The sequence below is a fragment of the Serratia sp. K1WW1 genome (genome assembly GCF_055790865.1).
In genome coordinates, this window is sequence record NZ_CM147697.1 from 2,478,009 (window position 1) to 2,491,840 (window position 13,832).

The 13,832-nt window shown below is 54.2% G+C and carries 10 protein-coding genes; 4 read left to right on the top strand and 6 right to left on the bottom strand.

The genetic code is table 11. The features are described from left to right. Positions 1-65: 65 nt before the first annotated feature. The gene (locus tag ACX9GU_RS11200; RefSeq protein WP_473194792.1) at positions 66-1,703 is read left to right on the top strand and encodes a DUF4139 domain-containing protein; all 1,638 of its coding nucleotides are present in this window, start codon (positions 66-68) and stop codon (positions 1,701-1,703) included. A 335-nt stretch (positions 1,704-2,038) separates the two neighbouring features. Here ACX9GU_RS11200 and ACX9GU_RS11205 read toward each other — a convergent pair whose 3' ends face one another. Then, positions 2,039-3,016 (bottom strand): LysR family transcriptional regulator, encoded by a 978-nt coding sequence (locus ACX9GU_RS11205; RefSeq protein WP_473194793.1) that lies wholly within the window; start codon positions 3,014-3,016, stop codon positions 2,039-2,041. Positions 3,017-3,161: 145 nt separating this feature from the next. Between ACX9GU_RS11205 and ACX9GU_RS11210 the strand changes: the two genes are divergently transcribed. Further along, positions 3,162-4,325, top strand: coding sequence for a mandelate racemase/muconate lactonizing enzyme family protein (locus ACX9GU_RS11210; protein ID WP_473194794.1), 1,164 nt, complete (start codon positions 3,162-3,164; stop codon positions 4,323-4,325). Between the two features lie 43 nt (positions 4,326-4,368). Here ACX9GU_RS11210 and ACX9GU_RS11215 read toward each other — a convergent pair whose 3' ends face one another. From ACX9GU_RS11215 to hutW, 5 genes are all read right to left on the bottom strand, one after another. After that, on the bottom strand, positions 4,369-5,493 hold the full coding sequence (locus tag ACX9GU_RS11215) for an ABC transporter permease (protein WP_473194795.1): 1,125 nt from the start codon (positions 5,491-5,493) through the stop codon (positions 4,369-4,371). Next, positions 5,493-8,234 (bottom strand): ribosome-associated ATPase/putative transporter RbbA, encoded by a 2,742-nt coding sequence (gene rbbA, locus ACX9GU_RS11220; RefSeq protein ID WP_473194796.1) that lies wholly within the window; start codon positions 8,232-8,234, stop codon positions 5,493-5,495. Before rbbA ends, ACX9GU_RS11215 begins: the two co-directional genes overlap by 1 nt. After that, on the bottom strand, positions 8,231-9,304 hold the full coding sequence (locus ACX9GU_RS11225) for an HlyD family secretion protein (RefSeq protein WP_473194797.1): 1,074 nt from the start codon (positions 9,302-9,304) through the stop codon (positions 8,231-8,233). The genes rbbA and ACX9GU_RS11225 overlap by 4 nt, the downstream gene beginning before the upstream one ends. Before the next feature lie 386 nt (positions 9,305-9,690). Next, complete coding sequence (chuY, locus tag ACX9GU_RS11230) at positions 9,691-10,314, bottom strand: anaerobilin reductase (protein WP_473194798.1); 624 nt, start codon at positions 10,312-10,314, stop codon at positions 9,691-9,693. Between the two features lie 12 nt (positions 10,315-10,326). Then, entirely contained in the window at positions 10,327-11,664 is a 1,338-nt protein-coding gene (gene hutW / locus ACX9GU_RS11235) for a heme anaerobic degradation radical SAM methyltransferase ChuW/HutW (RefSeq protein WP_473194799.1), read from the bottom strand. A gap of 426 nt (positions 11,665-12,090) precedes the next feature. Here hutW and ACX9GU_RS11240 point away from each other — a divergent pair, with 426 nt between their 5' ends. Together ACX9GU_RS11240 and prfH are read left to right on the top strand one after the other, a co-directional pair. Beyond that, the gene (locus ACX9GU_RS11240) at positions 12,091-13,203 is read left to right on the top strand and encodes an RNA ligase RtcB family protein (protein ID WP_473194800.1); all 1,113 of its coding nucleotides are present in this window, start codon (positions 12,091-12,093) and stop codon (positions 13,201-13,203) included. After that, a complete protein-coding gene (gene prfH / locus ACX9GU_RS11245) occupies positions 13,203-13,820 on the top strand; it encodes a peptide chain release factor H (RefSeq protein ID WP_473194801.1) in 618 nt (205 codons plus the stop codon). Before ACX9GU_RS11240 ends, prfH begins: the two co-directional genes overlap by 1 nt. Positions 13,821-13,832: the final 12 nt, after the last annotated feature.

The following is a 13,832-nucleotide window of genomic DNA, read 5'->3' on the forward strand; positions in this document are numbered from 1 at the left end:
CTTACCACCAGGCTGCATGCTATAATTCGTCGATATTCTGCACGGAACCTCTTTGTTAAGGATAAATGACGATGACCCTCTTCCCAGGATTTAAAACCACGCTGTTGGCGGCCTCGGTGCTGTTGGCCTATACCGGCCTGGCTCAGGCGCAAAACGTCACGCTCAACGACGTGACGGTCTTTATTCGCGGTGCCGAGTTATTCAACAGCAGCAAAGTGACGCTACCGGCGGGGGAAAGCGAAGTCGTCTTTACCAATATTGCCAGCGGGCTGAACGAACAGAGCCTGATGCTTGATGCCGATAACGGCGTGGTCGTGCAATCTTTCAGCATAAAACGCGATTTTCTCACCGAACATGTGTCGCCTGAAGTGGAGCAATTAACCAAGCAGATTGATGATGAGGTGCGTGAGCAAAGCAAACTGAACGTGCAGCGGGAAGTGATCCAGGCGCAGCTGGCGGTGCTGGAAAGTAACCGGGCGCTGGGTTCGGAGAAAGAGGGCGCTTCCGTTGAGCAGGTTAATCAGATGCTTGAACTGGTCAGCCGCCGAATGAGTGAGGTGCTGCTGGCAGATATCGAGCTTAAAGAGAAGATCGCCGCGATTGACAAAAACATCGAAAAGCTGAAGAGCCAGTTGGACGAGGCCCAGCAGAAGACTGGCCAAACGGTGAATCAGGTGGTGGTGAAGTTTTACACTGCGAAAGCCGTGACCAGCAACGTTAAGCTGTCTTATGTGATCCCGGATGCCGGCTGGGTGCCGACTTACGATGTGCGGGTCGACAGCATTACCCAGCCGGTCAAGCTGAGCTACAAGGCCAATGTGTTTCAGAACAGCGGTATCAACTGGGATAAGGTCAACCTGACGCTTTCCAGCGGCAACCCAAGCGAAGGGGCGCAGGCACCGAAGTTGCAACCTTGGTATCTCGATTTTTATCAGGACTATTCAAGTTCCAAGATGGCAATGTCGATACCCAGACCGGCACCGGCTCCCGTTGCGGAGATGGCCGCTGGCGCGGATGCCCAAGAGCTTGATGGCGCAATGGCCTCCAGAGCTAAAAGCTCCCTCTCTGACTATGTGGTCACCGACGCTGGCGGTGTGAATACCCGCTTTAGCATTTCCCTGCCTTATAACATTGCCTCCGATGGCAAAGGGCATTCGGTCACCATCAAGGATGTGGACGTTCAGGGCGACTATCGCTACGTGGTGGTGCCGAAAATCGAACCTGATGCCTTCTTGCAGGTACAGTTAAAAGACTGGGAACCGCTTAATTTGTTGCCGGGCAAGTCCAGTATTTTCTTCGAAGGGTCATTTGTCGGCCAGGGGTATATCAATATCGCCGAGGCTAAAGAAACGCTGGATCTGTCATTGGGTCGGGACAAAAAGATTATCGTTAACCGTGAAAATGCCAAGCAGCTGACCTCGAAGGCGGAGTTTTTTGGCAATTCGGTAAGCCAACAGTACTCCTTTGTCACCAGCGTGAAAAATACCCGTAAAGAGCCGATTAAGCTGGTGGTGATGGAACAGATGCCGCTGAGCCGTGATTCGGCGATTACTATCGACGGGCTGAAGTACGACGGTGCCAGCTACGATAAAGACACCGGTAACGTGCAGTGGGCACTGGATTTACCTGCGAATCAGTCTGAGAAGTTCACCCTGTCTTATACGGTGAAGTATCCCAAGGATAAGCGCGTTAGCAATTTATAACTTCACCCCTCACCCTAGCCCTCTCCCACAGGGCTGAGGTATCCCCACTAATTTTTTCTTAGTGGTTTCAGAGAATTAGAGCGAGTGTTTTACGATCAATCTGTTCCATTTTGTTCGTAAATTGGCAGTGAGAGAATGACGAACCACTTCTTTTCGTCTGCTTGAGGCTGTTTTTTAGTCCGTTTATGGGTAAAAAACAGCCTATTTCTCGTCTCAATTTTTCTGGGGATTCCTCAGCCCACAGGGAGAGGGGACCGATTGAGCTCGTTGATTGTTCTATGTAATACCTTACTTTTTTGTTCTTGCCCCTTACTTTCCGAAGCAGCACAACCTTATCAAAGACGCCGGACAGCTCCCTCTCCCTGTGGGAGAGGGTTGGGGTGAGGGGCCAATTCAGCTTCCTCAGTAAATAGTTGCCACAACGCCTCAACGGATTTGGCCATCTTGGTCACGGGCCGGTAGAGGCGTATCTCAATGGGCAGCCACAAATCGTCGGGGCGATCGGTGGCGACCACGATCTTGCCGCTATCAACATCAGCCTCTGCCAGCGACTGCGGCAGCCAGGCGACACCTTCTCCAGCCGCCACCATGGCGAGCAACGTGGCGGCCAGATCCGAAGTAAAAGCGACTTCCATACCCCGTTTGGCCCGGCTGATTGCTGCACTGTTAGCAATAATTCGGCCCAGCCCTGAGTCATTGCTAAACGACAGATAAGGGAATTTCTGCTCCCCGACTTTCCACACCGGCGTCGAGGAACCCGGCAGAGCCAAGCTGTAAGGCAGCAATCGATCCTCCCCCAGGCGCAGGCTAACAAACTTTTCCGCGTCGAGAGTCATCTGCATATGCGGATGATAATGGCAGAGTAAAAATTGTGCCTCCCCACGTGCCAACAGGTTCTCACAGGCTTTTAACGTATCGGACAGCAGGCGGAAAGAGCCTAATCTGGCCATTTTTTCATTACGCCTGAGCAACGCCGGAAAGAAAGAGAATGAGAGAGCGTGGGTGGCTGAAAATACTACGTCCGGCTGATATTGCCCGGTGGCATCCAGGGTGTCGCTCCTCAGCGCGTAGAGCGTTCTGATCAAGTCGGGGGCCTGTTTGCAAAAAACTTCACCGGCCTTGGTGAGATGAACTCCCCGCCGATTACGCTCGAAAAGTGGCGCGCCAACCCACTCTTCAAGTGATTGAATACGGCGGCTGAATGCCGGTTGAGTGACATAGCGTGCCTCGGCGGCTTTGGAGAAATTGAGGGTCCCAGCCAGCGCCACGCAATCCTCAAGCCAGGTCAGTTCCAAGTGATGCCGATTCTGCATGACAGCTATCCTTTTTTCGCATTGGCCGGTGATGTTTTAGCCGCTTACTATGGCAAGAAACCGGCAGGGTGCCAATCCCTGACAACCTAGGATGCAAAAAATGCATCAATAACATCCCTGCGAATCACGACCGTTGGAGAGAAAAATGCGTATCACAGACGTGGTGGAAATCACCAAACCGATTGCCTCGCCGATCAGGAATGCCTATATCGATTTCAGCAAGATGACCACCAGCCTTGTTGCGGTAGTGACCGATGTGGTGGTTGATGGCCGCCGGGTGGTGGGCTACGGCTTCAACTCCAACGGACGCTATGGGCAAGGGGGGCTGATCCGCGAGCGTTTCCGCGATCGCATCTTGCAGGCTGAGCCTGACAGTTTGCTCAACCAGCATGGCGACAACCTCGATCCGCACCGCGTCTGGCAGGCGATGATGGTCAATGAAAAGCCTGGCGGCCATGGCGAACGCTCGGTAGCCGTGGGCACGCTGGATATGGCGATCTGGGATGCCACCGCCAAAATAGCCGGTCAGCCGTTATTCCGTATGCTGGCGGACATGAAAGGCACGGTGGCTAATCCACGGGTGTTTGTCTATGCCGCTGGTGGTTATTACTATCCAGGCAAAGATCTTACCGCGCTGCGTCAGGAGATGCGTAGCTATCTGGATCGTGGTTACAACGTGGTGAAAATGAAGATTGGTGGTGCGCCGCTGGAGGAAGATCGCCGTCGTATCGAGGCCGTATTGCAAGAGATTGGGCACGAGGCGCGGCTTGCGGTGGATGCCAACGGTCGCTTTGATTTAGAAACCGGGATTGCCTACGCCAAGATGCTGCGGGAATATCCGCTGTTCTGGTACGAAGAGGTGGGCGACCCGTTGGATTACGCCTTACAGGCTGCGTTGTCCGAGTTTTATCCGGGGCCAATGGCTACCGGGGAAAACCTGTTTTCACACCAGGATGCCCGTAATCTGTTGCGCTACGGCGGTATGCGCCCAGACCGTGATTATCTGCAGTTTGACTGCGCACTCTCCTATGGGCTGGTGGAATATCTCCGCACCTTGGAAGTGCTTGAGCAGTTCGGCTGGTCTTCCTCCCGCTGTATTCCACATGGTGGCCACCAGATGTCATTGAATATTGCTGCGGGCCTGGGGCTAGGGGGCAATGAAAGCTACCCAGATCTGTTCCAGCCTTACGGCGGATTCCCGGACTCGGTGAAGGTGGAAGATGGCCATATTGTTATGCCGGAACTGCCGGGGATTGGCTTTGAAGGTAAATCGGAGCTGATCAAGGTGATGCGTGCATTGGCGGAGTGATATAAGGCAACAGGCAGGAGAAGAACCCTGCCTGTTCTGATCCTTACGCCATAGAGCTTATCGTCTTACGGAAGCGGCTAAGCGCAAAGCCAAAGAACGCGAAACCAATCACCAGCAGGATAGCAAACTGTGGCCACACGATACTGAAATCCGCTCCACGATAAAGTATGGCCTGCGCCAGACTGACAAAGTGAGTGGTTGGCATGGTTTGCATAATATTCTGCACTAACCACGGCATGCTCTCACGTGGGGTAGAGCCGCCAGACAACATCTGTAGTGGCAAGAGCACCAGGATCATCAGCAGCCCCAGTTGCGGCATCGAACGCGCGATAGTTCCCATAAAGATGCCGATGGAGGTAGTGGCAAACAGGCTCAGCGCCACGCCCAGCATAAACAGCAAAATGGAGCCTTCGATAGGTACATTCAGTACGCCTTGCACCATAAACACCAGCGAGAGTCCGGAAGCCAGCAGTACCACTAACCCCATTGACCACACCTTGGCCAGCATGATCTCAAACGGCGTGATTGGCATTACCAGCAGATGTTCGATGGTACCGTGCTCGCGTTCGCGGATCAGCGCCGAACCGGTGAGGATAATCGCCAACATGGTGATGTTATTGATAATCGCCATGACCGATCCAAACCACGATTGCTCCAGGTTGGGGTTAAAGCGGGTGCGTATTTCCAGATCGACCGGCAGCGCGTTACCCGCCCGATAACGCGCCATAAACTCGTTCACTTCGCCAGTGACGATATTTTGTATGTAGCTGTTACCCAGAAAAGCCTGGCTCATGCGGGTGGCGTCCACGTTAAGCTGGATGGCGGGTTGCCGGCCAGCCAGTACGTCGCGCTGGAAGTTGGGTGGGATATCTATCGCAAAAGTATAGCTGCCCGCATCCAGCAACGTGTCTATCTGATGGGAGTCAATCATGGCCGGTGGCAGGAAGTAGGGCGCATAAAAACTGTTTATCAGGCGAGTGGAGAGCTGAGATTGGTCTTGATCCGCGATGGCCAACGGAGCCAGATGCAAAGAGCCTGGCGTCACCGTTGCTGATGAGTAGATAGACAGCGTAAACGAAAAGACGATCAACGCCAGCATGGCTTTATCACCCAGCAGAGTGCGTAGCTCTTTAATCCCGAGGTTGAAGATGTTACGTAAGCTGCGCATTAAGCCTCCTGTTTTTTCAAAAGAAGCACGCTTAGCCCGATAATCACCGGAATGGCGATCGCCAGAGGAATAAACGAAGCCTGTAGGTCGAACAGGTTCAGTGCTTTGGAGAAGGTGCCGCGCGTGATGGTCAGGAAATGCGAGGTCGGGTAAATATTGCCGATCCAACGGCCAATGCCCTCTAGCGACGAAACCGGGTCAATCATGCCGGAGAACTGGGTCGCCGGGATCAGAGTGATGATTGCCGTACCAAAGATCGCCGCTATCTGGCTCTTCATAAAGGTGGAGATCAACAGCCCAAGGCCGGTAGCGATTATGATGTACAACAATGCCGCCAGCAACAGAGTAAGAAAACTGCCTTTGTGCTCCACACCAAACAGGAACACCGACAGCGCGCACAGCAGCAAGAAGTTAAGCATGCCCAATACGATATAGGGCAGCTGTTTACCCAGCAAAAACTCGGCCTTGGTCACTGGCGTAACATACAGGTTGATGATGGAGCCAAGCTCTTTTTCCCGCACCACACTTAGCGCGGTGAGCATAGCCGGGATCATCATCAGCAACAGCGGGATCACCGCCGGGACGATGGCAGGCAGGCTTTTCACATCCGGGTTGTAGCGATAGCGCGTTTCGATGTCCATCAGCACGTTGCTCTTTGCCACGATAGGCTGTTGCGCCGCCATGCTGCCTAACCAGTTCAAATGCATCGCCTGTACGTAGCCCCGCACCGTTTCCGCACGGTTAGGCATCGCTCCGTCCACCCAGACAGCGATTTTCACCTTGTGCCCACGGGCGATATCACGGCCAAAATTCGGTGGAATTTCGATGGCAACCGCCAGCTCGCCGCTGCGCATCCGGTGTTCCAACTGGTCATAATCGGTGATCGGTTGCTGCTCGATAAAGTAGCGTGAACCCGCAAGATTTAACACGTAGGCTTGGCTGGTGCCGGTTTGATCACGATCCATCACGGCGAACCGCAGGTTTTCTACGTCCATGCTGATACCGTAGCCCATGATAAACATCAGGATTACGCTGCCGACCAACGCCAGCGTAGAACGCACAGGATCGCGTCGCAGCTCCAACGATTCTCGCTGGCTATAGCTAAACATGCGTACGAGGCTGAAACGGTTACTCACCCCATGTGGCGATGCCTGGAGAGCAGGGTTTTCTGCCAGAGATTCTGGTGGCATACCGTCGTCGCCAGAAGCTTCACGCAGGTAGGTAATAAATGTTTCCTCCAGCGTGTTCAGGCCGCGCTGTGCCACTAAAGCCCGCGGTGTATCGCTGGCTAACACTTTACCGGCATGCATCAGCGAAATACGGTCACAGCGTTCCGCCTCGTTCATAAAGTGCGTGGAGATAAAGATGGTCACGCCGTCTTGCCGCGAGAGGTCCACCATCAAATTCCAAAACATATCGCGAGCCACCGGATCGACACCGGAAGTGGGTTCGTCCAGGATCAACATTTCAGGTTTGTGGATCACCGCGACGGCCAGGGATAAACGCTGGCGAATGCCCAGCGGCAGGGATTCAGGCAGCGCATCTGCCACTTCAGCGAGCATGAAGCGCTGATTCATTTCCTCTACCCGAGCGGCGATTTGTTCTTCGGGGATATGGAACAGCCGGGCGTGAAGCTCGAGGTTTTGACGTACCGTCAATTCGCTGTAAAGCGAAAATGCCTGCGACATATAGCCAACCCGGCGGCGGGTTTCGATATCTTTAGGATCGACTTCCTGACCAAACAGCCAGGCTTTACCTTCGCTGGCGGGCAGCAGCCCGGTCAGCATCTTCATGGTGGTGGATTTACCACAGCCGTTGGAGCCCAGAAAACCGAAGATTTCACCGCGTGGAATGCGGAAATTCACGTTATCCACTGCGACAAAATCCCCAAAGCGCATCGTCAGCCCCTCAGCTTCAATCGCCACGACGTCATCATTGGATTTATCACGCGGTGGAATAATGACCTGTTGATGATTATTGCGCTTCTCTTCAGGCAGCAAAGCGATAAAGGCTTCTTCCAACGTCGCGCTGTGGGTTTGCTGGCGGAGTTCACGCCCGCTACCGGTTGCCAATACCCGCCCGGCGTCCATGGCTACCAGCCAATCGAAGCGTTCGGCTTCTTCCATATAGGCCGTGGCGACCAGTACGCTCATGTTGGTCTGGCGTTCACGGATGCGCTCGATCAGTTCCCAGAACTGGGCACGAGAAAGAGGATCTACTCCGGTTGTGGGTTCATCCAGGATCAGCAGTTCGGGATCGTGTATCAACGCGCAGCATAGCCCCAGCTTTTGCTTCATCCCGCCGGAAAGTTTGCCGGCAGGGCGGTCGCGGAATTTTGTCAGCCCGGTACTGTGCAGTAAATCGGTTATCCGTTGTTCTCGTTCTGCTTTCGCCTGGCCAAACAGGCGGCCGAAGAAATCGACGTTTTCATAGACAGACAGGGTGTGATAGAGGTTTTTCCCCAATCCCTGAGGCATATAAGCAACGCGTGGGCAAACGCTGCGCCGGTGGTCGGCATCGGCCATATCCCCACCGAGCACCGCAATCTTGCCAGACTGAATGACCCTGGCTCCGGCAATCAGGGACAGCAGGCTGGATTTACCCACGCCATCCGGCCCGATTAACCCGACCATCTGACGTGCAGGGATCTCAATGCTGACCTCATGTAACGCGGCGGTACCGCCATAATGTTGGCTAACCTGGCTCAGTTCGACCACAGATGTGCCGGTGCGATTCATCATTGCGGTAGCCTCACAGCCAGATCTTCCGGCCAGCTTTGGGCGCTATCTAGCCGGACATAGGCCATCCCCGGTAAACCGGTTTTGACGTACTCAAGGTGTTTTTCCAACAACTCCGGCGAGATACGCGCTTTCACACGGAACATCAGTTTGAGGCGCTCATTATCGGTTTCAACGGTTTTCGGCGTGAATTGGGCCACGCTGGCGACATAGGTGATTTTGGCGGGAATTCTCAGCGTTGGTGCTGCATCCAGGATCACATGTACTTCGCTGCCGATTGCGACTTGACCCGCTTGCTCGGTAGGGAGGAAGAAGGTCATATACACGTCGCTAAGATCGACCATGTTCAACACGCGTCCGCCAGCGGCCAAGACTTCACCCTGCTCGGCGACGCGATACTGAATGCGGCCATTGCGGGGGGCTTTTAACGCACTGTCTTCGATGTCGGCAACGATCCGGCGTTCAGTCGCTTTAGCCGCTTCGACGCGGGTATAGGCTTGAATAATGCCCGCCTGTGCGGATTCTATCGCTGCCTGAGCCGCAGAAACCTGTGCCTTTGCCGACTCTAGTGATGCAAGCGTGCTCTGCGCTACGGCGGTATCATCATCCAACTGTTGGGCGGATACGGCATTGTTTTTGACCAGCGCTTTTGAACGTAAAAAACGTTTGTTGGCCGAGTGCAATTCCGCCTCTCGCTGCCGAACCACCGCCTGTGCCGCTAATTTTTCACTTTGGCGTTGGGCTAACAACGCCTTGGCTGTGGCAATTGCACTCTCGGTTTCACGGATCTGGGCCTGTGCTTCAAGCCGCTGCTCATCCAACACGCGGGTATCCATGTGGGCGAGTACCTGGCCTTGTTTGACAAAATCCCCCTCGCGCACCTCAATCTTTTCAATACGGCCCGCTACCTTGGTCGAAATATCAATTTCTGTCGCTTCAATCCGGCCATTACTGCGGGCGAATCCTGCGGGGATACCAGGATCGCGTAGATGCCACCATGCAGCACAAGCGGCCACGATGACCAGGAGAAGCAGTGAATAGAAAGTGAGGCGTTTTCTGTTTTTGATATTCATAAAGACTCGCTGTAGTCCATACAAGAAAAAAGAAAGGCGCTACGAGGTCTAACAAACTCAGCTAGGCTGCTCTGTTAAACGGAATTTCAGTCATGGCAGACAGGGATAAAAAATGATGAATCGATAACAAAACAGGGGAGGTTCTGCCGCTAAGGCAGAGGGAAAAGAGAAAGAAGGCAAGGCCATGAATACGTGTCTTCAAGATATCCCATCGTTGTATGAATGAAACAAGCGCACTAATAGCTAATACTGGTCCTCATACTAATATGAAAGTTCCTAACTCTATTGGGTTATTGTGCCTTTTTCGACGTGCGACAACCGAAAAAAATGAATAGAAACAAGGAGAAAAATTAGGCATGGCGCCGTCAATCAGCGCCATGTAGGGATTAAGCGGGTTTAAGACCGGGTTCAATCAGGCTATAGACCTGTTGATTGAGTGCGGGGGCATTTGCCAGTTGCTGGACATGTGCAGCAACGTCCGCACGCATCACTAAGCCATGAACTTCCTGCCCCTGGAACCGTTGCGCCTTGCCGGTAGCATTGCCGTTCAGCAGCCCGCCGGGGCGCAAGATGGCGTGATCCAACGTGCTGGTCTGTAACCAGCTTTCCGCCAGCGATTTTTCACGTACCGCCTGGCCAAACCCCGCTTTGGCGCGTGGTGACAGAAACGGCCAACCGTCGCCACAGCCCAGAGAGGTGACGAGGATCATGCGCGATATCCCACACTTTTCCGCCGTATCTATCACTGTCCGGTGGGCCAGATAATCCTGTGCGCCTCCCATTGAAGAGATGATTGTTGCGTTGGCACCAGCAGCTTCGCAAGCACGAGTGACCGCAATAGCATCACAAGCGTCACCGAGATAAACCTGTACGCCTTTCTCCCGCAGGCGAGCGGCGGCATCAGGATTACGCACCACCGCAACCACCGGACGCTGTTCCGCAAGCGCAAGTTCCAGAGTCAGCGCGCCGACCCCTTTGCCGCCAGCGCCAAAAATCAGCCATGGTTTCATCGTTCACTCCTGTTAGAGGGTGGCTACCGCAATACGCGGCAGATCCAGTTGTTGGAGCAGCTCATCAAGAGACTGCAGAATATTGCTTGCCCAGAAGCGCCCTTCGTTGGTCAGGCGCAGGCAGGTTGAGGCGTCGCGGGTTAACCCCGCCTGATGCCACTGTGCGAGTAGCGGCTTCAGCTTTTCCGCATGAGGCGTCAGTTCATCCAGCGGGATGCGCGCGGTTTCCACGCCAGCCTGTAGCGGCTGACGCCACTGGCTTCGGTTACCTGAGGTACGCATCATCATCATCAGCGGTTTGCGACCCGCAGCGATAGCGTCGTGCCAGCTAGTGAGGTTGCGCTCAATCATCCAGGAATAGCCGTTGACCGAGCCTCCTGCGCCAGAGCCAAAGGCCAGGCAGTCTGCGCCTTGCTTAATCAGTAGGTTGTACAAATTGCGCTCTCGCGTGGTGCGCGCCCAGTGGCTATTGCTGATACAGCGCCAGCCTGCCTGGTCCATGAAGTCGCAGCCCTGCAAATAGAGATCGCGCCGCTCGGCAGGTGAGGGAACCGAGGTGCGGCCAGTTTCAACTGCCTTACCCAGAGGCGTATTGGGCAGCAGATTGAGGGCGTAGAGATCGACACCGTCCAGCCCGATATCGCGGGCAATCGATAGATCTTCGCCCCAAAGTTTCGCATCTTGGCCAGGTAAGCCGAATAGTAAATCGCAGACTACGGCAGCGCGGTCGCGACGAACTAGCCCTTCCATAAACGCAATGGCGCTTGCGCCGTCGGAGGTTCGGGCCATTTTTTTGCGGATTTTGCTATTAAACGACTGAATACCAATCGAAAAGCGATTGGCTCCGGCATCCAGACAGGCGTCTATCCGCTGATCGTCAAAGTTTAGCACCCGGCCCTCGATGGTGATTTCACAGTCTGGGGCTAACGGCAGGCGTTCGCGTAGTGTGGTGATAATACGTGCCAGATCCCGTGCGGCAAGCGCCGAAGGTGTTCCACCGCCAAAATAGACGGCATGGATTGGCGCAGACTGATGCAGAGGGCTGTCTGCCTCCATTTCGATCTCCCGTAGCAGCGCATTGGTGTAGCGGGCGCAGCTGTCCTCCTCGAAACGGTTTTGGTAAAAGCCGCAGAAGGTGCAGTGGGTGGCACAAAACGGAATGTGTAGATACACCAGCCGCTTGCGGCTGGGCGCGGTCTGGCCGATGACAGTTTGCCAGGTTGGTGCCAGCAGCGGTTTTTCTACGGGGATCGCGCCGCGCAGCGGCATCATGGCTCGACGATCTTTAAACGGCTGATTGCCTGCCAGTGCAAAATGCGGGGTTAAATCCAGCTCAGTGTCATGTTTCAACAGCAAGTTCCTTCAATGGGGCAGAACTGATGGAGGTAGGGACGCGTGGCAACGTAGCCATCCAGACCTGTCATAGTTTAACTGAAAATGATTACCATTTGCATTTATATACTGACAATCGTCAGCAGAGTCTATCCAGCCAGCGACCAATTAAATGCAACGTTGACTTGGGTCAAACTTTTCGGCACCCCGAATTAAATTTTGGTGGCCGACGCGAACAACCATTGCTAACGCTGGAGTTTATATGTACTATCGCCGCGTTTTCCCATTCATTCACTTTGCAAAGGAGGTACATCATGAATTATCAAGCACTGTTTACCCTTTGCGGGTCGTATCCTCAGGCATAATTTCCTGTTCTCCAGGTATTGCTAGGGCTACCGCCCGCCAAATCCAAAAAATTAGATAAAATATTAATCAGGATTGGTTATGAGCAATACTATTGGCTCGGTTACGCCGCGAGTTTCATTGATCGCGTCGGAACACACCTGGATTGAAGGAAATGCAATCCAACAATTAGAAATTACCGCCAAGCTGCCAGATATGGTGCGCGTGGTCGGGATGCCAGATTTGCATCCTGGCCGTGGCTACCCGGTCGGTGCCGCTTTCTTTTCTCAACATCGCTTCTACCCGGCGTTAATCGGTAATGATATCGGTTGCGGTATGTCGCTATGGAAAACAGATTTGTTGGCGATGAAACAGTCGCTGGATAAATTGGAAAAAAAGCTGGGCAATATTGACGGTCCGTTAGAGCAAGAAGAGTTGGGGGATATTCCTCCCGCGCTTGGCGATTATTCTCGGGCATTGGGCACCATTGGCGGCGGTAATCATTTTGCTGAACTGTTACGCATCGACGAAATATATCAGCCGCAGGCCGGTCTCGATAAAAAACGGCTGATGTTGTTGGTGCACAGCGGTTCGCGTGGCTTGGGCCAGCTAATACTGGAACAGCATGTACGCGCTCATGGGCATCATGGCCTGCTGGAAAATACCGATGCGGCCGACGATTATCTGCAACAGCATCAACAGGCACTGGATTTTGCAGGCTTAAACCGGCAACTGATTGCCCAGCGGATATTGCAGCGGTTACGCGCTGCTGGCGATTGCCTGCTGGATATCCATCATAACCTGCTGGAGGCGGCCACTATCGAGGGCGTGCCTGGTTGGCTGCATCGTAAAGGGGCTACGCCGTCGGATGAAGGTCTGGTGGTGATCCCTGGCTCGCGTGGCGATTACAGCTATATCGTCCAACCGCTACCTGCCGCCAGCAGTTTGTATTCGCTGGCGCACGGCGCGGGGCGTAAATGGATGCGTTCCGAGTGTAAAGACCGTTTATCGGCGCGTTTCAGCACCGAGCAGTTGGCCAGAACCCGCTTCGGCAGCCGGGTGATTTGCCGTGATCGCCAGCTGATTTATCAGGAAGCGCCAGAAGCCTACAAGCCGATTGATAGCGTAGTGGGAGCCTTGCAGCAGGCCGGATTGGTCACGTTGGTGGCGCGTATGCAGCCGGTGTTGACCTACAAAACCAGCGGGGGGCAGTGATGATCTTATTACAGATTTCTGCCGCCCAGGGGCCGGATGAATGTTGCCTGGCGGTGAGTTTGGCACTGCGCCAGTTTCACAAAGAGGCTCAGGCCATGCAGGTGGAACTGCATGAGGTTGAGCGGGAAGAGGGCCGCCTGCCGGGCACGTTGCGTTCGGTGTTATTGACGCTTAACGGCGAAGCGGCGGAGCCATTGGCCGCCAAGTGGTGCGGGACATTGCAGTGGATTTGCGAAAGCCCGTGGCGCTCTGGACGCTCCAGAAAGAACTGGTTTATTGGTGCAGCGCGTTTCTCTCCGGCAGCGGTGCCAAAAGAGAGCGAGATCCGCTTTGAGACTTTGAAGTCCTCCGGGCCAGGTGGGCAGCACGTAAATAAAACGGAATCGGCTATTCGCGCCACCCATATCGCTAGCGGCATTAGCGTCAAAGTGCAGACCGAGCGCAGCCAACATGCCAATAAACGTTTGGCGTATTTGCTGATCGCTCACCGTTTGCAACAGCTTGAGCAACAGCAACTGGACGAACAGCGTGCTGAGCGACGGATGTTTCACCATCAAATAGTGCGTGGTTCACCGGTTCGGGTGTTTAAAGGCGAAAGCTTTACGCCGCTCGCTTAATAAATATCGGCC

Coding starts and splice junctions, on each gene's coding strand:
- ACX9GU_RS11200 (WP_473194792.1), top strand. CDS start 66: ATGACGATGACCCTCTTCCCAGGATTTAAAACCACGCTGTTGGCGGCC.
- ACX9GU_RS11205 (WP_473194793.1), bottom strand. CDS start 3,016: ATGCAGAATCGGCATCACTTGGAACTGACCTGGCTTGAGGATTGCGTG.
- ACX9GU_RS11210 (WP_473194794.1), top strand. CDS start 3,162: ATGCGTATCACAGACGTGGTGGAAATCACCAAACCGATTGCCTCGCCG.
- ACX9GU_RS11215 (WP_473194795.1), bottom strand. CDS start 5,493: ATGCGCAGCTTACGTAACATCTTCAACCTCGGGATTAAAGAGCTACGC.
- rbbA (WP_473194796.1), bottom strand. CDS start 8,234: ATGATGAATCGCACCGGCACATCTGTGGTCGAACTGAGCCAGGTTAGC.
- ACX9GU_RS11225 (WP_473194797.1), bottom strand. CDS start 9,304: ATGAATATCAAAAACAGAAAACGCCTCACTTTCTATTCACTGCTTCTC.
- chuY (WP_473194798.1), bottom strand. CDS start 10,314: ATGAAACCATGGCTGATTTTTGGCGCTGGCGGCAAAGGGGTCGGCGCG.
- ACX9GU_RS11240 (WP_473194800.1), top strand. CDS start 12,091: ATGAGCAATACTATTGGCTCGGTTACGCCGCGAGTTTCATTGATCGCG.
- prfH (WP_473194801.1), top strand. CDS start 13,203: ATGATCTTATTACAGATTTCTGCCGCCCAGGGGCCGGATGAATGTTGC.